Annotated in this window: 15 protein-coding genes; 12 read left to right on the forward strand and 3 right to left on the reverse strand. The window is 69.8% G+C overall.

What is annotated here, in order from left to right; genetic code table 11:
• Nucleotides 1–47: 47 nt before the first annotated feature.
• Both VAB18032_RS14720 and VAB18032_RS14725 read left to right on the forward strand, forming a co-directional pair.
• Nucleotides 48–1,391, forward strand: coding sequence for an enolase C-terminal domain-like protein (locus tag VAB18032_RS14720; RefSeq protein ID WP_043724315.1), 1,344 nt, complete (start codon nucleotides 48–50; stop codon nucleotides 1,389–1,391).
• Nucleotides 1,388–2,266, forward strand: a complete 879-nt coding sequence (locus VAB18032_RS14725) for an amidohydrolase family protein (RefSeq protein ID WP_043724318.1) — start codon at nucleotides 1,388–1,390, stop codon at nucleotides 2,264–2,266. Before VAB18032_RS14720 ends, VAB18032_RS14725 begins: the two co-directional genes overlap by 4 nt.
• On the opposite strand, the gene VAB18032_RS14730 is transcribed toward VAB18032_RS14725, so the two are convergent.
• Nucleotides 2,218–2,970 carry a FadR/GntR family transcriptional regulator gene (locus tag VAB18032_RS14730; RefSeq protein WP_013733652.1) on the reverse strand — a complete coding sequence of 251 codons (753 nt, stop codon included), beginning with the start codon at nucleotides 2,968–2,970 and terminating at the stop codon, nucleotides 2,218–2,220. The genes VAB18032_RS14725 and VAB18032_RS14730 overlap by 49 nt on opposite strands.
• A gap of 185 nt (nucleotides 2,971–3,155) precedes the next feature.
• Between VAB18032_RS14730 and VAB18032_RS14735 the strand changes: the two genes are divergently transcribed.
• The 4 genes from VAB18032_RS14735 to VAB18032_RS14750 all read left to right on the forward strand — a co-directional run bounded on the left by VAB18032_RS14735 (nucleotide 3,156) and on the right by VAB18032_RS14750 (nucleotide 8,895).
• Nucleotides 3,156–4,181 (forward strand): zinc-dependent alcohol dehydrogenase, encoded by a 1,026-nt coding sequence (locus tag VAB18032_RS14735; protein ID WP_013733653.1) that lies wholly within the window; start codon nucleotides 3,156–3,158, stop codon nucleotides 4,179–4,181.
• A 2-nt stretch (nucleotides 4,182–4,183) separates the two neighbouring features.
• The gene (locus tag VAB18032_RS14740; RefSeq protein WP_043720728.1) at nucleotides 4,184–4,939 is read left to right on the forward strand and encodes an SDR family oxidoreductase; all 756 of its coding nucleotides are present in this window, start codon (nucleotides 4,184–4,186) and stop codon (nucleotides 4,937–4,939) included.
• A gap of 137 nt (nucleotides 4,940–5,076) precedes the next feature.
• Complete coding sequence (locus tag VAB18032_RS14745) at nucleotides 5,077–5,532, forward strand: hypothetical protein (protein ID WP_013733655.1); 456 nt, start codon at nucleotides 5,077–5,079, stop codon at nucleotides 5,530–5,532.
• A 366-nt stretch (nucleotides 5,533–5,898) separates the two neighbouring features.
• Nucleotides 5,899–8,895 (forward strand): glycoside hydrolase family 95 protein, encoded by a 2,997-nt coding sequence (locus tag VAB18032_RS14750; RefSeq protein WP_013733656.1) that lies wholly within the window; start codon nucleotides 5,899–5,901, stop codon nucleotides 8,893–8,895.
• 139 nt (nucleotides 8,896–9,034) lie between these two features.
• Here the strand turns inward: VAB18032_RS14750 and VAB18032_RS14755 are convergent, their stop codons facing one another.
• Complete coding sequence (locus VAB18032_RS14755) at nucleotides 9,035–10,336, reverse strand: phospholipase/carboxylesterase (RefSeq protein ID WP_013733657.1); 1,302 nt, start codon at nucleotides 10,334–10,336, stop codon at nucleotides 9,035–9,037.
• Between the two features lie 561 nt (nucleotides 10,337–10,897).
• Between VAB18032_RS14755 and chvE the strand changes: the two genes are divergently transcribed.
• From chvE to VAB18032_RS14775, 4 genes are all read left to right on the forward strand, one after another.
• On the forward strand, nucleotides 10,898–12,028 hold the full coding sequence (gene chvE, locus VAB18032_RS14760; protein WP_043720736.1) for a multiple monosaccharide ABC transporter substrate-binding protein: 1,131 nt from the start codon (nucleotides 10,898–10,900) through the stop codon (nucleotides 12,026–12,028).
• A 105-nt stretch (nucleotides 12,029–12,133) separates the two neighbouring features.
• Complete coding sequence (gene mmsA / locus VAB18032_RS14765; RefSeq protein ID WP_013733660.1) at nucleotides 12,134–13,672, forward strand: multiple monosaccharide ABC transporter ATP-binding protein; 1,539 nt, start codon at nucleotides 12,134–12,136, stop codon at nucleotides 13,670–13,672.
• Complete coding sequence (gene mmsB / locus VAB18032_RS14770; protein ID WP_013733661.1) at nucleotides 13,669–14,919, forward strand: multiple monosaccharide ABC transporter permease; 1,251 nt, start codon at nucleotides 13,669–13,671, stop codon at nucleotides 14,917–14,919. The genes mmsA and mmsB overlap by 4 nt, the downstream gene beginning before the upstream one ends.
• 110 nt (nucleotides 14,920–15,029) lie before the next feature.
• Nucleotides 15,030–16,211 (forward strand): ROK family transcriptional regulator, encoded by a 1,182-nt coding sequence (locus VAB18032_RS14775; RefSeq protein ID WP_013733662.1) that lies wholly within the window; start codon nucleotides 15,030–15,032, stop codon nucleotides 16,209–16,211.
• A gap of 245 nt (nucleotides 16,212–16,456) precedes the next feature.
• On the opposite strand, the gene VAB18032_RS14780 is transcribed toward VAB18032_RS14775, so the two are convergent.
• The gene (locus VAB18032_RS14780) at nucleotides 16,457–18,109 is read right to left on the reverse strand and encodes a glycoside hydrolase family 27 protein (protein ID WP_013733663.1); all 1,653 of its coding nucleotides are present in this window, start codon (nucleotides 18,107–18,109) and stop codon (nucleotides 16,457–16,459) included.
• Nucleotides 18,110–18,977: 868 nt separating this feature from the next.
• Here VAB18032_RS14780 and araB point away from each other — a divergent pair.
• A complete protein-coding gene (araB, locus tag VAB18032_RS14790; protein WP_013733665.1) occupies nucleotides 18,978–20,663 on the forward strand; it encodes a ribulokinase in 1,686 nt (561 codons plus the stop codon).
• Nucleotides 20,660–21,334: an L-ribulose-5-phosphate 4-epimerase gene (locus VAB18032_RS14795; protein WP_013733666.1), complete on the forward strand. Its 675-nt coding sequence runs from the start codon at nucleotides 20,660–20,662 to the stop codon at nucleotides 21,332–21,334. The genes araB and VAB18032_RS14795 overlap by 4 nt, the downstream gene beginning before the upstream one ends.
• Nucleotides 21,335–21,407: the final 73 nt, after the last annotated feature.

A 21,407-nucleotide genomic window follows, 5' to 3' on the forward strand; every position in this document is an offset into this window, starting at 1 on the left:
ACCGCTGCGGCGCCCCGACCGGCGAGCACCCGGCACAGGCAGGTCAGATGTCCGATCCCACAGGAGCCCCGGTGACTGAACTCATCTCGTCCGTAGAGACCATCGACGTACGATTCCCCACCTCCCGGCACCGGGACGGGTCGGACGCGATGAACCCGTTCCCGGACTACTCCGCCGCGTACGTGCTGCTGCGTACCACCGCCGGGGCCGAAGGACACGGTCTGGTCTTCACGGTGGGACGCGGCACCGAGATCCAGGTGGCGGCGGTGCAGTCGTTGGCCGCCATGGTGATCGGTCAGTCGGTCGACGAGCTCGTCGCCGACCCCGGCGCGCTGGCCCGGCGACTCGTCGGCGACAGCCAGATCCGCTGGCTGGGCCCGGAGAAGGGCGTGGTGCACATGGCCGCCGGCGGCCTGGTCAACGCGGTGTGGGACCTGGCCGCCCGGCGGGCCGGCCAGCCGTTGTGGAAGCTGCTGGCCGACCTCACCCCGGAACAACTCGTGGCCCAGGTGGACTTCCGCTACCTGCGCGACGCCCTCACCGAGCAGGAGGCGGTGGCGCTGCTGCGGGCCGCCGCCGACGGCCGCGCCGAGCGCGAGCGGGTCCTGCGGGCCGAGGGCTACCCGGCCTACACCACCACACCCGGCTGGCTGGGCTACGACGACAAGAAGCTGGCCCGGCTGTGCCGGGAGGCCGTCGAGGCGGGGTACCGCCTGATCAAGCTCAAGGTCGGCGGCAACCTGGCCGACGACATTCGCCGGATGGGCATCGCCCGGCAGTCGGTCGGGCCGCACGTGCGCATCGCGGTGGACGCCAACCAGGTCTGGGGCGTACCCGAGGCGATCGAGTGGATGCGTGAGCTGGCCGTGTTCGACCCGTACTGGATCGAGGAGCCGACCTCGCCCGACGACGTGCTGGGCCACGCCGCCGTACGCGCCGCCCTGGCACCGGTGAAGGTGGCCACCGGCGAGCACGTGCACAACGCGGTGATGTTCAAGCAGTTGCTCCAGGCCGAGGCGGTCGACGTGGTGCAGATCGACGCGTGCCGGGTCGCCGGCGTCAACGAGAACCTGGCGATCCTGCTGCTCGCCGCCAAGTTCGGGGTGCCGGTCTGCCCGCACGCCGGTGGGGTGGGCCTGTGCGAACTGGTACAGCACCTCGCCATGTTCGACTTCGTCGCGCTCAGCGGCAGCACCGACGACCGGGCCATCGAGTACGTCGACCACCTGCACGAACACTTCGTCGATCCGGTACGCATCAGCGACGGTCGCTACCTGGCCCCCACCGCGCCGGGCATGAGCGCCCAACTCGTGCCCGCCGCGCTGGCCGACTACCGCTACCCCGACGGCCCGGAGTGGGCCGCGCCGACCATGGCGGGAGCGCCGGCATGATCATCGACGCGCATCACCACCTGTGGCGGCCGGAACGCGGCTACACCTGGCTCGACGAGCCCGAGCTGACGGTCATCCGCCGGCCGTTCACGCCGCAGGACTTGACCGCCGAGCTGAGCGCGACCGGGGTGGACGGCACGGTGCTCGTCGAGGGTGGTCGCTGCCATCCCGACGAGGCGGCCGAGTTCCTCGGCTACGCCGCCGACACCGCGCCGATCCTGGGGGTGGTGGCCTGGCTCGACGTGGCCGCCGGTGACGTCGCCGAGACCATCGCCGGATACCGGCGGCTGCGCGGTGGCGAGTTGCTGGTCGGGCTCCGCTCGCAGGTGCAGGGGGAGACCGACCCCGACTACCTCGATCGGCCCGAGGTACGCCGGGGACTGGCCGAGATCGCCGCCGCCGGCCTGGTGTTCGACCTGGTGATCCGGGCCGATCAGCTGCCCGCCGCGACCCGGGCGGCCCAGGCGCTGCCCGAACTCCGGTTCGTTCTGGACCACCTCGGCAAGCCCCGCATCGACGAGGGTGCGGCGGGACTGCGCCGGTGGCGTACGCCGTTGACCGACCTGGCGGCGCACCCGAACGTGACCGCCAAGCTGTCCGGCCTGGTGACCGAGGCGGCGCCGCACTGGTCGCCGGACGACCTGCGGCCGTTCGTCGAGGAGGCGGTGAAACAGTTCGGCGCCGATCGTCTGATGTTTGGTTCGGACTGGCCGGTGTGCCTGCTCAGGTCGGACTATCCGGGCGTGCGGCGGGCCCTGGAGGCGGCCCTGCCGACGCTTACCGACCGGCAGCGCAACGAGATCTTCGCCGGCACCGCGATACGCACCTACGACCTGTCCGTGCCGTCGATCCGCCCCGCCGGAGCACCCGGATGAGCCCGTCGCTGGGCCTTCGCCGCGTTGGCCGCGAGCACCGTGCGCAACCACGCCTCGGAGGTGTTCACGTGGATCAGCGCGCTGGCCTGGGCGAGCAGCTGGTCACGCGAACGCAGGGCGAGATAGATGGCGTGGTGTTCGTCGATCGTCTTGTGTGCCGCGTTGCCCTCGATCAGGCCACGCCACACCCGAGCCCGCAACGTACGGCTGGAGAGCCCGTCCAGCAGCGAGGTGAGGGTCTCGTTGCCGGTGGTGGCGATGACGGTGTGGTGGAAGGCGGTGTCGAACTGGATCAGCTTCTCGGCGTCGTCGGCCGCCGCCCGCATGTCCTCCAGGATCTGGGCCAGTTCGTCGAGTTGGGCGTCGGTCATCCGCAGCGCCGCCAGGCCGGTCGCCACCGGCTCCAGCATCCGGCGCACCTCCATGACCTCCAGCAGGGTGTCGTCGCGCAGCAGCTCGACCGCCAGGCCCAGCCCCTCCAGCAGCAGTCGAGGAGCGAGACTTGTGACATAGGTGCCGTCACCGCGTCGTACGTCGAGCACCCGGGCCGACTCCAGCACCTTCACCGCCTCCCGGACGCCGCTGCGGGAGAGCCCCATCTGGGCGGCCAGTTGTGGTTCCGGTGGCAGCCGCGCCCCAGGCGGCAACTCACCGCTCTGGATCATGCTCCGGATCTTCGCGATCGCGTCGTCGGTCAGTGCCATCCACGCCCCCTTCGGCCCGGCCCGCCTCGCACCCTCGGCTCGGATCCACCGGCGGTGACCGGTACCAGCTTCCACCACTATAGAGACATCGGACGTTTGTCGCCGTCGCGGTCCGCCGTGCCACCCGGGCAGCGGGACCGGCGTCCGGTCACGTCCGTCGACAAGCACCTGACCGAGGAGGCGGCGTGAACCGCAGCGCGTACTACGTCGGCGACCAGACCTTCGTCGTCAAGGAGGCCGACCCGGTGCCGCCCGGTCCCGGGCAGGTCCGCATCGAGGTCGCCTACACCGGGATCTGCGGCACCGACCTGCACATCGCCCACGGCGCGATGGACCAGCGGGTCCAGCGACCGGCGGTGATCGGACACGAGATGTCGGGCCGTATCGCGGAGTTGGGCGCGGGTGTCGAGGGCCACAGGGTGGGGGACCCGGTGACGGTGATGCCGCTGGACTGGTGCGGCGACTGTCCCGCCTGCCGTGCCGGGCACACCCACATCTGTCACCGGCTCAACTTCGTCGGCATCGACTCGCCCGGCGCGATGCAGCAGTCCTGGACGGTGCCGGCGCGGATCCTGGTGCCGCTGCCCGAAGGGCTGTCCCTGGCCCACGCCGCGCTGGTGGAGCCGACTGCGGTGGCCGTGCACGACGTACGGCGGTCCCGCCTGGCCGCCGGTGAACACGCGGTGGTCATCGGCGCCGGCCCGGTCGGGCTGCTCATCGGCACCGTCGCGCGGACGACCGGTGCCCAGGTGACCGTGCTCGAACTCGACCCGCGGCGGCGTCAACTCGCCGCCGACCTCGGCCTGTCCGCGGTGGATCCCGCGACGGTCGACGTCGCCGGCTACGTCCACGAGGTGACCGGGGGCGCCGGTGCCGAGGTGGTGTACGAGGTGTCGGGATCAGCCGCCGGTGTCCGTACGGCGACGGACCTGCTCGCCGTACGCGGGCGGTTGGTCGTGGTGGCGATCCACCCCGCCCCCCGCGAGGTGGACCTGCACCGGATCTTCTGGCGCGAGCTGGAGGTGATCGGCGTACGCGTCTACGAGCGCGCGGACTACGTCGAGGCGGTCCGTCTGGTGCACGGTGGTCAGGTGCCGGTCGACCGACTGATCTCCCGCATCGTGCCGTTGACCGAGGTGGCGCAGGCGTTCGAGGCACTGGCCACCGGTGGCGACGTCAAGGTGCTCATCGACTGTGGAGGAGACGCGTGACGATGTTCGACCTCGGTGGCCGGCTGGCCGTGGTGACCGGCTGCCGCCGCGGCATCGGCCTGGCGATGGCCGAAGCGCTCGCGGCGGCCGGCGCCGACGTGATCGGGGTGAGCGCCGCACTGGGGGAGACCGGTAGCGAGGTCGCGGCCCGGGTCGGCGCGCAGGGGCGTTCGTTCGTGCCGTACCGGGCGGACCTGTCCGACCGCGAGGCCGTCCGGGCGCTCGCGCGGTGGCTCGGCCAGCGGGACCGACCGGTGGACATCCTGGTCAACAACGCCGGCACCATCCGCCGCGCGCCGGCAGCCGAGCACTCCGACGCCGACTGGGACCACGTGCTGGAGGTCGACCTGTCCGCGCCGTTCCTGCTCGCCCGCGAGGTCGGTCGGGACATGGTGGCCCGGGGCAGCGGGAAGATCATCTTCACCGCGTCGATGTTGAGCTTCCAAGGGGGCATCACCGTGCCCGGCTACGCCGCGGCGAAATCGGGGATCGCCGGGCTGACCCGTGCGTTGGCAAACGAGTGGGCGCGGCACGGTGTCAACGTCAACGCCATCGCGCCGGGCTACATCAGCACGGACAACACCCAGGCGTTGCGCGAGCAGCCGGAACGCAACCAGGCCATCCTGGAGCGGATCCCGGCCGGACGCTGGGGGCGGCCCGAGGACCTCGCGGGGATCACCGTCTTCCTGGCCTCCGACGCCGCGGCCTATCTGCACGGGGCGATCATCCCGGTCGATGGCGGCTGGCTCGCCCGCTGAACTGTCGTGCCATTGACTCCTGCAGTGTTATCGATAACATTTTATCTCTCGACATGAGCAGGACACCTTGGTCGCCGGTGGCGGCCACCGTCGAAGTCGGAGGTCACTGCCGAGTTCGGCTGGTGGGAGGGGGTTTCATGCGGCTACCAGGCCAGGTGCGGTACGCGGGGCGGCTGCCGAGCGGTACCACCGCCGCCGCGTTCGTCGCGCTTGACCGCGTACGCCGTCAGCCGCTCGACGCGGCTGCGGAGCAGCGGGCCGCGACGGCTGCCTTCGACCTGGCCTACCACGCCCTGCCTGCCAGCCGGAGGCGGTTGTTCCGCTGTCTGGGTCTGCACCCGGGCCCGGATTTCGACGTGTGCGCGGCGGCGGCGCTGGGCAACCTGACCCTCGTGCACGCCCGACGCACCCTGGCCGACCTGGTGGAGCGCCGGCTGGTCGTCGAGTGCGGGGTCCGCTACCGGATACCGGACCTGATCGTCGAGCATGCGCGCCGGCTCGCCCTCGACGAGCCCGCCGTGCTGCGCACCGCCGCACTCGTCCGGCTGGCCAACATGGACCGGATTCCCCACCCTCGTCGCGGCTCCGGATAGCCGCCACCACGCAGCCCGACGCAGAAAAGCGTACCCGAAAACATCTGATGTAAGCGACCGGTGACTGCTCCGCTGGCCGTCTTCCTCGGCGTGTCCGGGTGTCGCCTGAGGTGGGCGATCAGCTCTCGCTGGTCGCCTCCAGCAGCGGTTTTCTCCAGTCAGTCGGGCAGGTTCGCCGCAAGCATCGACCATTGCCTATCGCGCGAGCCGGTAGTAACATTTCCGAAACACATCAGATGTCTGCCTGGTTCGCAGGCTACCGGCGACCTGACGCATCGCGGCCGCGGCTGGCTTCAACGGGCTGATTCCTCAATCAGTGTTTCCGCGCTTCGGGTGGCCGGGATCGGTCACCGCCTTGGAGGATCGATGTCAGACCTGACCCGACGGCAGGCCCTCAAGATCGGCGCGGCCGGCGCCGGGGGCGCCCTGCTGCCGCTGCCGTGGACGGCAGTCGCCCGCGCCGACTCGGTGGCACCCCCACAGGTGCTGGCGGCCGGCGACCTCGCGCTCTGGTACGACCGCTCCGCCGGCACCGACTGGCTGCGGGCGTTGCCGATCGGCAACGGCCGACTGGGCGCCATGGTGTTCGGCAACAGCGACACGGAACGGCTCCAGCTCAACGAGGACACCGTCTGGGCCGGTGGGCCGCACGACTCCAGCAACCCCAGAGGCCAGGGCTCGCTCGCGGAGATCCGGCGGCTGGTCTTCGCCAACCAGTGGACCCAGGCCCAGAACCTGATCAACCAGACCATGCTCGGCAACCCGGTCGGGCAACTGGCATACCAGACCGTCGGCAATCTCCGGCTGGCTTTCGCCAGCGCCAGCGGCACCTCGCAGTACAACCGCCAGCTGGACCTCACCACCGCGACCACCTCCGTCAGCTACGTGATGAACGGGGTGCGCTTCCAGCGGGAGGTCTTCGCCAGCGCGCCGGACCAGGTCATCGCGATGCGGTTGACCGCCGACCGGTCCGCCTCGATCACCTTCACCGCGACGTTCGACAGCCCGCAGCGGACCACCGTGTCCAGTCCGGACGGGGCCACGATCGCTCTCGACGGCGTCTCCGGCAACCAGGAAGGCGTGACCGGAGCAGTCCGGTTCCTCGCGCTGGCGCACGCCACCGTCAGCGGCGGCACCGTGAGCAGCTCCGGTGGGACGCTGCGGGTCACCGGCGCCACAAGCGTGACCCTGCTCGTCTCGATCGGCTCCAGCTATGTCAACTTCCGCAACGTCGGCGGCGACTACCAGGGCATCGCGCGACGGCACCTCACTGCGGCCCGGGCCAGCAGCTACGACCAGCTGCGCGCCCGGCACGTGGCCGACTACCAGGCGCTGTTCGGTCGGGTCAGTCTCGACCTGGGGCGTACGTCGGCCGCGGACCAGCCGACGGACGTCCGGATCGCCCAGCACAACTCGGTGAACGATCCGCAGTTCTCGACCCTGCTCTTCCAGTACGGCCGGTACCTGCTGATCTCCTCGTCGCGGCCGGGCACCCAACCGGCGAACCTCCAGGGCATCTGGAACGACTCGCTGACCCCGGCCTGGGACTCGAAGTACACGATCAACGCGAACCTGCCAATGAACTACTGGCCGGCGGACACCACGAACCTGTCCGAGTGCTACCAACCGGTGTTCTCGATGATCCAGGACCTGACCGTCAGTGGCGCACGTACCGCCCAGGTGCAGTACGGGGCCGGGGGATGGGTCACCCACCACAACACCGACGCCTGGCGCGGATCGTCGGTGGTCGACGGCGCGTTCTGGGGGATGTGGCAGACCGGCGGCGCGTGGCTGGCCACCATGATCTGGGACCACTACCTGTTCACCGGCGACCTGGACTTCCTGCGCGCCAACTACCCCGCCATGAAGGGCGCCGCGCAGTTCTTCCTCGACACCCTGGTCACCGAGCCCAGCCTCGGCTACCTGGTCACCAACCCGTCGAACTCACCCGAGATCGGCCACCATGCCGACGCCAGCGTCTGCGCCGGCCCGACCATGGACAACCAGATCCTGCGCGACCTCTTCGACGGCTGTGCCCGGGCCAGCGAGATCCTCAACACCGATGCCACCTTCCGGGCCCAGGTCCGGGCCACCCGCGACCGGCTCGCCCCGACCCGGATCGGCTCGCGCGGCAACATCATGGAGTGGCTCTACGACTGGGTGGAGACCGAACGCAACCACCGGCACGTCTCGCACCTCTACGGCCTCGCCCCCAGCAACCAGATCACCCGGCGCGGCACCCCGCAACTGTTCGAGGCCGCCCGCCGGACCCTGGAGATCCGTGGCGACGACGGCACCGGCTGGTCGCTGGCCTGGAAAATCAACTTCTGGGCCCGCCTCGAGGAAGGCAACCGCGCCCACGACCTCATCCGCTACCTGGCCACCACCGCCCGGCTCGCCCCCAACATGTTCGACCTGCACCCACCGTTCCAGATCGACGGGAACTTCGGCGCCACCGCCGGCATCGCCGAGATGCTGCTGCACAGCCACGCCGGTGAACTGCACCTGCTGCCCGCCCTGCCGGCCGCCTGGCCCAGCGGCTCGGTCAGCGGCCTGCGCGGGCGCGGTGGGCACACCGTCGGCATCACCTGGAGCAACGGCCAGGCCACCGAGATCCTCGTCCGGCCGGACCGGCCGGGCACCGTACGCCTGCGCGGGCGGATGTTCACCGGCACCTTCACCGTAGTCGACACCACCGACGGCACGCCGGCCCGCACCACCCGCGTCGAGACCGACCTGATCGAGGTCACCGTGCAGGGTGGACGCACCTATCGGGCCACCGGCTCGGCGGCGGCCGCACCGACGCTGGAGCAGAGCTTCAGCAACGCCAGCACCACAAACGACACCAACACCGGGGCGGCCAACTTCGACGGCAACGGCGCCAGCCTCTCCGCGCAGGCCCTGGCCCAGGCCGGCGTCACCCCGGGCAGCACGGTGAGCCGCAACGGTGTGAACTTCCGCTGGCCGAACGTGGCCCCCGGCGGCGCGGACAACGCCATCGCCTCAGGGCAGTCGATAAGCGTGACCGGTACGGGTCGCACGCTCGGGTTCCTCGCCACCGGCACCTACGGTGCGGTGTCCGGCACCGCCACGGTGGTCTACGCCGACGGCACCCGGCAGAGCTTCACGTTGAGCACCCCCGACTGGTACGGCGGACCGCACGCCGGTGCCACCGCCGCCATCGTGACGGCGTACCAGAACCGGCCCGGCAACCAGCGGCACAACGTCTCCGCCTGCGTCTACTACGTCGGGGTGGGGTTGCAGAACAAGCCGGTGAGCCGGGTCGAGCTGCCCAACATCAGCGCGCGACCGGCCGCCAACGTGCCGACCATGCACATCTTCGCCGTCGCGATCGGCGGCTGAGGAACGCCCGGGTCGGCCCCTACACGTCCGTGCCCGCACCGCCGGGCGGGCACGGACCATCGAAAGCGGCGCGCCGGCCGCGCACCACGGGGGTGCCGCGGTCGGCGCGCCGCGTCAGGCGACGATCATCACCGGTGCGTCACCGCTGGGCCAGCAGCCACCGCAGGATGCTGCTGTCCTCGTACGTCGGGCCGTAGGCGGCGTGGTAGTCCGGCAGCGAGAACGCCTCGTTGCCGTACTCGGTGTAGCGCAGCAGCTCGGCGGTCCGCTCGGGCGAGGTGCCCTGCGCCTGGTACGCCGCCCGCAATGCGGCGTGCGTGTTACGGGCCAGCGAGATGTTGAGCAGGTGGTCGTTGACCCCGTGGGTGATCCAGAGCGGCACCTCACCGGCGGCGATCGCGATCGCCTGGGCGGCGCTGATCTGGAAGCCACCGGTGACCAGGCCGGCGGTGAACAGGTCGGGCCGCTTGGCGAACGCCTCCCACAGCAGACGCGAGCCGTACGACACGGTGGTGGCGTAGACCCGGCCGCTGTCCACCGGGTGGTCCTTGACGAACTGCTCGACCAGCCGGATCAGCAGGTCCCCCTCGGCGGGCAGACCGACCCGCTGGTTCTGCGGCGCCAGCACGATGACGTCCTCGGTGCTGCCGGTCCAGCTCGACTGCAACCAGGCCGTCGCCGGGATGTCGGCGGCGATCTGCACGCCCAGGTTGTCGCCGTCCCAGCCCATGCCGTGGCCGGGCAGGACCACCATCAGCGGGTACGTCCTGCCGGGCTGGTAGTTCTTCGGCAGGTGGTAGTGGTAGGGCAGGACCATGCCGCCGCTGAGGTACGAGCCGTACCGGAAGTCGTCGACGAGCAGGTTGACGGCCTGCTCGGTGACCGGGTGCGCGGTGGTCGGCGCCGCCTTGACCAGCACCGGACCCTTGCCCTTGCCGTTGCCCGGCTGGGCGTGGACGTCCTTGCGCTGGACCACCCGGGTCGGCAGGTCCTCGTTGACCTTGACGTGGCACAGGAAGGTCGGGCACTTGGAGAGCACGACGGTCCAGCCGAGGTTCTCGTCCGGGTCCAACTCCACGATGACGTACCGCCCCGGCACCGACCGCCGGTCGGCGCGGATGGTCGGCGCGTCGTTGGTGTAGGTGTGGGTGATCGTCCGCTCCGCCAGCTTGGGCAGGTCTTCGATCGGGTTGAAGCGGAAGTTGTACGTCGTGTCGGACACCGCGAAGGTCGAGGTGTCCAGGGTGCGCGGGTTGACCGTGGCCGGGTACTCGACGGCCACGGCCGAGACCTTCTGACCGTAGGTGTAGACGGTGGTGATGGGGGTGATGCTGGCGATGCCGCCGGCACCGCCCCGGTCGCCGGCTGCGGCGTAGGCCGTACCGGACATGCCGATCGCCAGCGCCGCGGCGACGGCGATCAGCGCCCTGCGCAGTCTCATCGATCCTCCCTGGTGGGGTGCGACTGGCCCGCGCGTGCTGACAACTGCTCAGGGGTCCGGGGGATGCAGTCGCTAAACTGATTTAGCAGAGCATCTTCCGAGAGTCGGTGCGCTGTCAAGGACGGGCGGGTCATCGGAACCCGCTCGGACGGCCCCGCCGTCGTGACGGAGGCCTCGGGGTCGCCTGCTCGGTGACGATGATGCGCCGCCTCCGACTGTCTCTTGTGGTCTCCGTTGTCACCCTTCGTGGTCATCGACGTCGCCCCCGGTGCGCGACGGCGCGCGGGTGGCGTCCGGGTGGTGCGCGGCGACCGCCACCGAGTCGCGTTCGACGCGACAAAGGCATCCTCGGGCATCGATGAGATGCCGCTGCGTTCGTCGGCGCGACCCGCTCTGACCTGCGGCTAATTGGTCGATCGGAGGAGCCCTGGGAACGTTACGAGACCGTGACCGCTGGATTTCCGGGCAGGTGTTGACCTGGTACATGTGAGCGCTAACACTTGGCCTCCAAGTGCGACCCACGCAGCCGGCTGACGGCGCGAGTTCAGATTGGGGAAGCCAGTGAGCAGAAAAATCCTGGCCGCTCTCGGTAGCGTCGTCCTGGCGCTGAGCATGGCGGCCTGCAGTGGTGACGGCGCCGGCGGTGGCGGCAATGACAGCGACAAGCCCGGCGATCTGACCATCGGCGTCTCGATGCCCACCCAGACCTCCGAGCGGTGGATCGCCGACGGCAACTCCGTCAAGGAGAAGCTGGAGGCCAAGGGCTACAAGGTGGACCTTCAGTACGCCGGCGACGACATCCCCACCCAGTCGCAGCAGGTCGACCAGATGATCACCCGTGGTGCCGACGTGCTGATCATCGCGGCGATCGACGGCACGGCGCTCAGCGGGCAGTTGCAGGCGGCGGCCGACGCCAAGATCCCGGTCATCGCCTACGACCGGCTCATCCGGGACAGCCCGAACGTCGACTTCTACGTCAGCTTCGACAACTTCAAGGTCGGCGTGGCGCAGGCCACCGCGCTTCTCGTCGGTCTGGGCCTGCAGACCAAGGACGGCGGGAAGGGCGAGGCGACCGGGCCGTTCAACATCGAACTGTTCGCCGGCTCGCTCGACGACAACAACGCCCACTTCTTCTTCAACGGCGCCATGGAAACCCTCAAGCCGTTCATCGACGCCGGCACGCTGAAGGTGAAGTCCGGTCAGACCAAGATCGATCAGGTGGCGATCCTGCGCTGGCAGCAGGAGGGCGCGCAGAAGCGGATGGAGGACCTGCTGACGTCGAGCTACAACGACGGCAGCAAGGTCGCCGGGGTGCTCTCGCCGTACGACGGCCTGTCGCGCGGCATCATCACCGCCTTGCAGAACGCCGGCTACAGCGGCGACATGCCGGTGGTGACCGGACAGGACGCCGAGATCGCCTCGGTCAAGCTGATCAACGACGGCGTGCAGAGTTCCACGATCTTCAAGGACACCCGGCTGCTGGCCGAGCAGGCCGTGGTCGCCGGTGAGTCGTTCCTCCAGGACAAGACGCCGCAGGCCAACGACACCGAGACCTACAACAACGGGGTCAAGGTCGTCCCGTCGTACCTGCTGCCGGTGCAGACCGTGTTCAAGGACGACATCAAGCCGGTCCTGATCGACTCCGGATACTTCACCGCCGAGGAGGTCGCCGCCGGCCAGGCCAAGGGCTGACGGCACTCCCCGGGCTCGGCGGCGGGTGCCCGCCGCCGAGCCCGGACCCATCTTCGACCGCACCACTTAGCCCCGCACCACGATCGAGACCGCAGGACGGTGATCATGGACGACCACATCCTCGAGATGCGTCGCATCACCAAGACCTTCCCGGGGGTGGCGGCGCTCCAGGACGTCACCCTCGCCGTACGGCGTGGCGAGATCCACGCCATCTGCGGGGAGAACGGCGCCGGCAAGTCCACCCTGATGAAGGTGCTGTCGGGGGTCTACCCGTCGGGCAGCTACTCCGGCGAGATCCTGCTCGACGGCAAACCTGTGGACTTCCGCGGCATCCGCGACAGCGAGGCCCACGGCATCGTCATCATCCACCAGGAACTCGCCCTGGTGCCGTACCTCTCCATCGCCGAGAACATCTTCCTCGGCAACGAACGCCGTGGCCGCAGCGGCCTGATCGACTGGAACCGCACAAACGCCGAGGCGGCGAAGCTGCTCGCCTCGGTCGGCCTGCACGAGAACCCGGTCACCCCCGTGGTGCAACTCGGCGTCGGCAAACAGCAACTGGTCGAGATCGCCAAGGCGCTGTCCAAAGAGGTCAAACTGCTGATCCTGGACGAGCCGACGGCCGCGCTCAACGACGTCGACTCCGCGCACCTGCTGAACCTGATGCGCCGGCTGCGCGACCAGGGCATCACCTGCATCATGATCTCGCACAAGCTCAACGAGATAACCGCCATCGCCGACTCGACCACCGTGCTGCGCGACGGCCGCACGGTGGAACGACTGGAGATGGGCTCGGGCGAGGTGAACCAGGAGCGGATCATCCGCGGCATGGTCGGCCGCGACCTGGACAGCTTCTACCCCGACCGGGTCTCCTCCCCGGGAGCGGAGGTGCTGCGCATCGAGGACTGGACCGTCCGGCATCCCACCCAGGACCGGCTGGTCGTCGACGGTGCGAGCCTCGACGTACGGGCCGGGGAGGTGGTCGGCATCGCCGGGTTGATGGGGGCGGGCCGTACCGAGCTGGCGATGAGCGTCTTCGGACGCTCGTACGGGCGGGACATCTCCGGTCGGCTGTACATGCACGGCAAGGAGATCAGGGCACGGTCGGTGTCCGAGGCGATCGGCAACGGCATCGCGTACGCGACCGAGGACCGTAAGCGCTTCGGCCTCAACCTCATCGACGACATCCGGCACAACGTGTCCTCGGCCGGGCTGCGCAGGCTGGCCCGCGCCGGATGGGTGCACGACAACGAGGAGACCCGGGTCGCCGAGTCCAGCCGGCGCGACATGAACATCAAGGCGCCGAGCGTGCTGTCCGTGGTGGGCAAGCTCTCCGGCGGCAACCAGCAGAAGGTCGTCCTGTCGAAGTGGCTGTTCACCGACCCGGACGTGTTGATCCTGGACGAGCCGACCCGGGGCATCGACGTCGGGGCGAAGTTCGAGATCTACACGATCATCAACCAACTGGTGGCCGACGGTAAGGCGGTCATCATGATCTCGTCCGAACTGCCGGAACTGCTGGGCATGTGCGACCGCATCTACACCCTGTCGGCGGGCCGGATCACCGGCGTGCTGCCGGCGGCCGAGGCGACCCAGGAGAAGCTCATGGAACTCATGGCGAAGGACAAGGAATCCGTCAGATGACCAGCACCAAGCCCTCCTCGGTGCACAAGGGCGGGTCGACCGAGAGTACGCCCGCCGACGCACTGCACGTCGGCAGCAGCGACCCCCGTACGCTGATCATGAACAACCTGCGGCAGAGCGGCATCTTCGTGGCGCTCGTCGTCATCGTCGCGCTCTTCGCCTTCCTCACCGACGGTCTCTCGCTGAGCCCCGGCAACATCACCAACATCGTCCTCCAGTACTCCTACATCCTGGTGCTCGCCATCGGCATGGTCATCGTGATCATCGGCGGGCACATCGACCTGTCGGTCGGCTCGGTGGTGGCGCTGACCGGCGCGGTCTCCGCCGTGGTCGTCATCCGGCAGGGGCAACCCTGGTGGCTGGGGGTGCTCGCGGCGGTGGCCGTCGGGCTCGCCGTCGGCGCGTGGCACGGCTTCTGGGTCGCGTACGTCGGCATCCCCGCCTTCATCGTGACCCTCGCCGGCATGCTGCTGTTCCGTGGTCTGACACTGCGGGTGCTCGACAACATCTCGCTGTCGCCGTTCCCGGCGGAGTACAACCGGATCGCGGCCGGCTTCCTCAACGGGCTGATCGGCGGGGACGGCTACGACGCCTTCACCCTGCTCATCGGCGGCATCGCGGTGGCCGGATACGTGGTCAGTTGCTTCCGTACCCGGGTGGCGCGGATCCGCTACCAGCAGCCGGTGGAGTCGTTCGCGTTGTTCGTCGCGCGGATGGTCCTGGTCGGCGCCGTGGTCATGTGGTTCGCCTGGCAGTTGGCAAACGCCCGGGGCCTGCCCATCGTGCTGATCATCCTGGCCGTGCTGGTGCTGGTCTACGGGCTGCTCACCCGGCGTACCGTGTTCGGTCGGCAGGTCTACGCGATCGGCGGCAACCTGCCGGCGGCGATGCTGTCGGGTGTGAAGGTCCGTACGGTCAACTTCTGGATCTTCGTCAACATGGGCTTCCTGTCCGCGGTGGCGGGCGTCATCTTCTCCTCCCGTTCCAACGGCGCGCAGCCGGCGGCCGGCAACATGTTCGAGCTGGACGCGATCGCCGCGGCGTTCATCGGCGGCGCGGCCGTCACCGGTGGCGTCGGCACCGTGGTCGGTGCCATGGTGGGTGGCCTGATCATGGCGGTGATGAGCAACGGCATGCAGTTGATGGGCGTCGACCAGTCGATGCAGTCGGTGGTGAAGGGGCTGGTGCTGCTCGTCGCCGTCGCGTTCGACGTCTACAACAAGCGCCGCGCCGGGGCGACCCGTTGACGGTGCGGCGTGGATGGGTCGCCCGGCCCTCGCCTTGACGTCACGGCGGCTGTTGACCACACTGCCTCGCGTCGGGGTGTCCGCATCGACGCTGATGCCGGAGGATCGGGTTGGTCCAGGAGGAGATCCGTCGGCGCAACGCCAGCACACTGCTGCGCCATGTGCATCTGGACGGTCCGCTCTGCCGTGCCGACCTGGCCGCGCGGATGGGGCTCAACCGCAGCACCATCCGCGCGCTGACCACCGAGCTGGCCCGGGTGGGCCTGGTCGAGGAGGAGTCCCCGTCGGACACCGGTCGTGCCGGTCGACCGTCCCTGCTGGTGCGGCCCGCGTCCGACCGGATCTACGTCCTCGCCTTCGACGTGGCGGTGGACCGGCTGGTCGCCGCCCGGGTCGGGCTGGGCGGCGTCATCCTGGACCGTCGCGAGGCGGTACGCCCCCGCGCCGGGCCTGACCTGCCGCAGGTGGTGGAGGTGCTGGCCCGGTTCGGTCGCCAGTTGCATCGCGCCGCGCCACCGTCGGCCACCTGCGTCGGCGTGGGCGCGTCGTACTGCGGGATGATCCGCCCCGGCGACGGGATGGTGCGCTTCGGTCCCGACCTGGGCTGGGTCGACCAGGCTTTCGGCGCCGAACTGGGTCGCCGGCTCGGGCTCGGTCTGCCGGTGCTGGTGGGCAACGAGGCACACCTGGGCGCGCAGGCCGAACACCTGCGTGGCGCGGGTGTCGGCCTGCAGAACCTCATCTACCTGCACGGGGACGTCGGGGTCGGCGGCGGGATCATCGTCGGTGGTCGGTTGCTGGGCGGCGACGGCGGCTACGGCTGCGAGGTCGGGCACATGGTGGTCAACCCGTACGACGGGCGGGCCTGCGGGTGCGGCTCGTACGGCTGCCTGGAGGCCGAGGTCGGCGAGCGGGCCCTGCTCGACGCCGCCGGTCGGCCGGCCGAACTGTTCGGCCGCGACGCGATCCGCGCGGTGACCGACGACGCCGACCGGGGAGATCCCGCCGCCCGCGAGGCGCTGCGGCACGTCGGCGACTGGCTCGGCATCGGGGTGGCGAACCTGATCAATCTGTTCAACCCCGGCATGGTGGTGTTCGGCGGGATGCTGTGCGACCTGTACCCGGGCGCGGCCGACCAGGTCCGTGCCCGCATCGCCCGCAACGTCCTGCCGGTCGCCCGCGAACACGTCAAGCTGCGCATCGCCGCCCTCGGCGACGACGCCACCCTCACCGGCGCCGCCGAACTGGCCTTCACCCCCCTCCTCACCAACCCCCTGACCACCCCCACCTGACCCCGACACCCCCCTGCCCCACCCCACCCCGCCCCGCACCCCCCACCCCGCCCCCCGCCCCGTCGATCTTGCACTTCTGGTCGCCTATATGCCTGGATTGGCAGCTTTTGTCGAGGCGGAAAGTGCAAGATCGACGGGCAGGTCGAGCGGGCGGGTCGAGCGGGCAGGGCGGGCGGGCGGGGCGAGCGGGCGGGGCGGGCGCAAGGGCGCAAGGGCGTGGGGGTGGGGGTGGGGTGGGTGGGGTGTTAGGTGCGGGTCCAGCGTTGGTTGGGGGCGGTGTGGCAGGTCCAGACGATCACGGGGGTGCCGTTGGCGGTGCCGTTGTTGTTGACGTCCAGGCAGAGGTTGGGGGAGCGGACGTTGCTGATGGTGCCGTTGCTGTTGAACGTCCACTGTTGGTTCGTGCCGCCGTTGCAGTCCCAGATCTGTACGGGAGTGCCGGGGGTGGCGGTCGGGGAGATGTCCAGACACTTGCCGAGCACCTGCAGGGCCTGACCGTTCTGGGTGAAGCTCTGGTTGCTGGCGGTGTGGCAGTCCCAGATCAGCGTCGCGGTGCCGTTGGCGGTACCGCTGTTGTTGACGTCCAGGCAGCGGCCGGACGATTCGCTGCGCAGCCGGAAGGTGGTCGGCGGGGGCGGGGGAGTGGTGGTGCCGCCACCGCTGACCCGGTAGACCACGGTGCCGTGCGCCGGGACGCTTGCCGAGATCGTTCCGGTGCTCGTCGAGGTGGTGTTGGTCCAGGCGTCGCGCAGGGTGAACGAGTTGCCGGACTTGCCGATCGCCGCCGCCGTGGTGGAGACGGTGGTGGTGGAGTTGCCCTGGTTGAACAGGGCGACCGCGACGTCGCCGTTGGCCAGCCGCTTGGCCAGCACCCGGCGGATGCCGTCGTTGGCGACCTGCACTGCCTGCAGCGCCAGGGAATCCTGGTTGATGGCGACGAGGTTCTGGTTGCGCAGGATGTCCAGCGTGGCGGCGCTGGCGTTACGGATGTCGTTGCCGGCGATCAGCGGTGCCGCCATGATCGCCCAGAGGGCGAAGTGGCTGCGCATCTCGGTGTCGGTCATGCCGCCGTTGCCGACCACGAGCATGTCCGGGTCGTTGAACGAGCCCGGTGAGGCGTACGAGGCGATGGGCACGTTGACGTTGACGATGTTCTGGATGCCCATCGGGTAGCCGTTGGTCTGACCGGTGTTCCACGCGTTGGTGATGTCCTCGGTGGTCCGCCACATGTTGGCGATGTCGCCCCAGTTGCGCTGGGGGCCGGTCTTCTCGTGGATGCTGTTCGGGTTGATGCTGTAGACGATGGGCCGACCGGTGGCCGCGAGGGCGTCGCGCATCAGCGAGAACCCGGCGATCTGGTCGTTGATGGTGCCCCACGGTGAGCACCAGTCGTACTTGAGGAAGTCCACGCCCCAGGCGGCGAACTGCCGGGCGTCCTGGTATTCGTGCCCGAGGCTACCGGTGGAACCGGGCCAGGCGCCGAAGTACTGGGCGCAGGTCTTCTCCCGGGGCACCTGGTAGAGGCCGAAGAGCAGACCCCGGGAGTGCAGGTAGTCGCCGAGGGCCTTCATGCCGCTGGGGAAGCGGCCGGCATGGGCCTGAAGGTTGCCCTGCGCGTCGCGGTTCGGGTCGAACCAGCAGTCGTCGACGACGACGTACTTGTAGCCGAGGTCGCGCATGCCGGTGTTGACGATCGCATCGGCCATCTGCCGGATCAGCGTCTCGTTGATGTTGCAGCCGAAGGTGTTCCAGGTGTTCCACCCCATCGGTGGGGTGCGAGCCACGCCGTTGTTCAGCGCCTGTGCGGGTTTCGGTGAGTGGAGTCCGTCGACGACGACCGTGGTGAGCGTCAGCACCAGGACGCTCAGGACGGCCAACCATCGTGGTCGTGCACGCATTCGATCCTCCTCGGGACAGGGGTGGTGAGTGGTAGTCATCGATGACCGACCGGTGAGTTGTCGGGCAGCCCAGCTGGTTCGTCGAGCGGGCGCGGGCAGCGTCGTCTGCTCGCGGTCAGATGAACGAAGTGCCGCCGACCGTGGCGGGGACGCCGTCGCCCACGGGCCGCCCGAGGATCGCGTCGGCCGTCACGGTGGTGGCGCTACGACGTGGGCGGTGTGACGGTGGCGGTTCTCCCGGACACGGGCGCTCCGATGTCAGGGATGTTATCGCTGACATCTAGTTCTGTAAATCGTCGTCGATGGATGCCAAGCGGACTTCTCGACCTGATCAGAAGCGGTTACCCCGTCCTCGCGCTGCTGATTTCGCATGTGGAAACGATTCAGTAAGTGATCGTCTCCGGTGCGGCGTCGCTGTGTCGCGGATGTCGAGGACGCGAGTCGGGTAGCCCCGGCCGAATCGACGGATGTTAACGCTCATGTGCCGAGTCGAGCCCGCTTTCGCCGGTGGCCCGGAAGCCTTTGTGGATGGCGTCGGTCGATCGCTCGGCAGGCTCGCTTCCGGGGTTGTCGTCGTCGCGGTGGCCGGCGGTCCGGGTGTTGGCGTGGCCGTTGCGGGCGGAGCCGCCGGAGCGGTCGCGGGCAGCCGACGACCGGGCGACGCCCGCACCGACCGAGCCCGACATCGACGACCGCTGGCGCATCCCGGCATCTGGTGCAGCACGGGTCGGGTAAGCGGTGTCGCGCCGTTCGTTGCGGGTGGTCGGACGGGTCGTCGTACTCCGTTACGGAGCTGTTGCCGGCCGGTGTCTTGACGACGCCGGATGTGAGCGTTAACACTGAGGGCCGTCATCGGCCGGAGGTGAGCATGAGCGGTGTGGGCGAAGTCGGCGACCGGTATGTCGTCGGAGTCGACTACGGGACCCTGTCCGGGCGGGCCCTGGTGGTCCGCGTACGCGACGGTGCCGAACTGGGTACGGCGGTGCACGAGTACCGCAACGCCGTCATCGAGTCCGCACTGCCCGACGGCGGCCCGTCCCTGCCACCGGACTGGGCGTTGCAGGACCCGCAGGACTACCGCGACGTGCTGCGTCATGCCGTGCCGGCGGCCGTCGCCGCGGCCGGAGTGGACCCGCGCGACGTCGTCGGCATCGGCATCGACTTCACCGCCTGCACGATCCTGCCGACGCTCGCCGACGGCACTCCACTGTGCGAGGTGCCGGAGCTGCGGCAGCGCCCGCACGCCTGGGTGAAGCTCTGGAAGCACCACGCGGCCCAGCCGCACGCCGACCGGATCAACGCCCTGGCCCACGAACGCGGCGAGCCGTGGATCGGCCGCTACGGCGGCAAGATCTCCGCCGAGTGGCAGTTCGCCAAGGGGCTGCAACTGCTGGAGGAGGACCCGGAGGTCTACCGCCGGGCCGACCGGTTCATCGAGGCCGCCGACTGGATCGTCTGGCAGCTGTGCGGCATCGAGACCCGCAACGTCTGCACGGCCGGCTACAAGGGCATCATGCAGGACGGCAAGTACCCGTCGACGGACTACCTGACCGCCCTCAACCCCGACTTCGGCGACTTCGTGACCAAGCTCGACGGTCCGCTGATGCCGCTGGCCGACAAGGCCGGCGAGCTGACCGCGGCGGCCGCCGCCTGGACCGGCCTGCCGCAGGGCATCGCGGTGGCCGTCGGCAACGTCGACGCGCACGTCACCGCCGCCTCCGCGCAGGCCCTCGCGCCGGGCCGACTGGTCGCGATCATGGGCACCTCCACCTGCCACGTGGTCAACGGCGCCCAGCCGGCCGAGGTGGCCGGGATGTGCGGCGTCGTCGAGGGTGGCATCAGCGCCGGAGCCTGGGGCTACGAGGCCGGTCAGAGCGGGGTCGGCGACATCTTCGGCTGGTTCGTCAAGCACGCCGCCCCGGCGGAGGTCGCCTCGCACGAGCGGCTCACCGAGCTCGCCGCCGCCCAGCCGGTCGGGGCCCACGGCCTGGTCGCGCTGGACTGGTGGAACGGCAACCGGTCGTTGCTGGTCAACCACGACCTCAGTGGAATGATCGTCGGCCTGACCCTGGCCACCCGCCCGGAGGACGTGTACCGGGCGCTGCTGGAGGCGACCGCGTACGGCACCCGCATGATCATCGAGGCGTTCGTCGAGGCGGGGGTGCCCGTCAACGACCTGGTGATCGCCGGCGGGCTCACCTCGAACACGCTGCTGATGCAGATCTACGCCGACGTCACCAACCGGCCGTTGAGCATCATCGGCTCGGCGCAGGGCCCGGCGCTCGGCTCGGCCATCCACGCCGCGGTGGCCGCCGGTGAGTACTCCTCGATCCACGAGGCGTCGCAGGCGATGGGCCGGATCAGCGAGGCGGTCTACCGCCCCGATCCGGACCGGGTACGCGCCTACGACGCGCTCTACGCCGAGTACCGGACGTTGCACGACCACTTCGGTCGCGGCACCAACGACGTGATGCTGCGCCTGCGGGCGATCCGTAATGCGGCCGCAGGATCGGCCGCGTCGACCAACGAGACCGCGTCGGAGGAGGTGGCATGATCGAGCGTGAGTTGCGCGAGACCGTCGCTCGGCTGCACGGCGAACTGACCCGCTACGGGCTGGTGGCCTGGACGGCCGGGAACGTCTCCGCGCGGGTACCCGGCCGGGACCTGATGATCATCAAGCCGAGCGGTGTCGACTACGACGACCTGTCCGCCGACAACATGGTGCTCTGCGACCTCGACGGCGTACCGGTCGAGGGTGACCTGTCGCCGTCGAGTGACACCGCCGCGCACGCCTACGTCTACCGGGCCATGCCCGAGGTCGGCGGCGTGGTGCACACCCACAGCACGTACGCGACCGCCTGGGCGGCTCGCGGCGAGTCGATCCCCTGCTGGCTGACCGCCCAGGCCGACGAGTTCGGCGGGGAGATCCCGGTGGGTCCGTTCGCGCTGATCGGCGGGGACGACATCGGCAAGGGGATCGTCAGCACGCTGACCGGGCACCGCTCGCCGGCCGTACTGATGCGCAACCACGGGGTCTTCACCATCGGGCGTACCGCTCGGGCCGCGGTCAAGGCCGCGGTGATGTGCGAGGACGTCGCCCGGACCGCGCACCTGGCACGGGCGCTCGGACAGCCGGTGCCGATGGCGCAGGCGGACATCGACGCCCTCTACGACCGCTACCAGAACGTCTACGGCCAACGTCCCGCGCCGGCGACGACCACCTGACCCCGGCCGCGACCCGACCGGGCCGCGACCGAATTCGTACCACCGTGCACAGGATCCACACCACCAGTACGCC

This window comes from Micromonospora maris AB-18-032, from assembly GCF_000204155.1.
GTDB classification, from domain to species: Bacteria; Actinomycetota; Actinomycetes; order Mycobacteriales; family Micromonosporaceae; genus Micromonospora; species Micromonospora gifhornensis.

What these genes read in the sequence shown, in the direction of transcription:
- VAB18032_RS14750 (WP_013733656.1), top strand. Translation starts at nt 5,899, where the DNA reads ATGTCAGACCTGACCCGACGGCAGGCCCTCAAGATCGGCGCGGCCGGC.
- VAB18032_RS14745 (WP_013733655.1), top strand. Translation starts at nt 5,077, where the DNA reads ATGCGGCTACCAGGCCAGGTGCGGTACGCGGGGCGGCTGCCGAGCGGT.
- mmsA (WP_013733660.1), top strand. Translation starts at nt 12,134, where the DNA reads ATGGACGACCACATCCTCGAGATGCGTCGCATCACCAAGACCTTCCCG.
- VAB18032_RS14755 (WP_013733657.1), bottom strand. Translation starts at nt 10,336, where the DNA reads ATGAGACTGCGCAGGGCGCTGATCGCCGTCGCCGCGGCGCTGGCGATC.
- VAB18032_RS14740 (WP_043720728.1), top strand. Translation starts at nt 4,184, where the DNA reads ATGTTCGACCTCGGTGGCCGGCTGGCCGTGGTGACCGGCTGCCGCCGC.
- VAB18032_RS14730 (WP_013733652.1), bottom strand. Translation starts at nt 2,970, where the DNA reads ATGGCACTGACCGACGACGCGATCGCGAAGATCCGGAGCATGATCCAG.
- VAB18032_RS14720 (WP_043724315.1), top strand. Translation starts at nt 48, where the DNA reads ATGTCCGATCCCACAGGAGCCCCGGTGACTGAACTCATCTCGTCCGTA.
- VAB18032_RS14780 (WP_013733663.1), bottom strand. Translation starts at nt 18,109, where the DNA reads ATGCGTGCACGACCACGATGGTTGGCCGTCCTGAGCGTCCTGGTGCTG.
- VAB18032_RS14795 (WP_013733666.1), top strand. Translation starts at nt 20,660, where the DNA reads ATGATCGAGCGTGAGTTGCGCGAGACCGTCGCTCGGCTGCACGGCGAA.
- araB (WP_013733665.1), top strand. Translation starts at nt 18,978, where the DNA reads ATGAGCGGTGTGGGCGAAGTCGGCGACCGGTATGTCGTCGGAGTCGAC.
- mmsB (WP_013733661.1), top strand. Translation starts at nt 13,669, where the DNA reads ATGACCAGCACCAAGCCCTCCTCGGTGCACAAGGGCGGGTCGACCGAG.
- VAB18032_RS14725 (WP_043724318.1), top strand. Translation starts at nt 1,388, where the DNA reads ATGATCATCGACGCGCATCACCACCTGTGGCGGCCGGAACGCGGCTAC.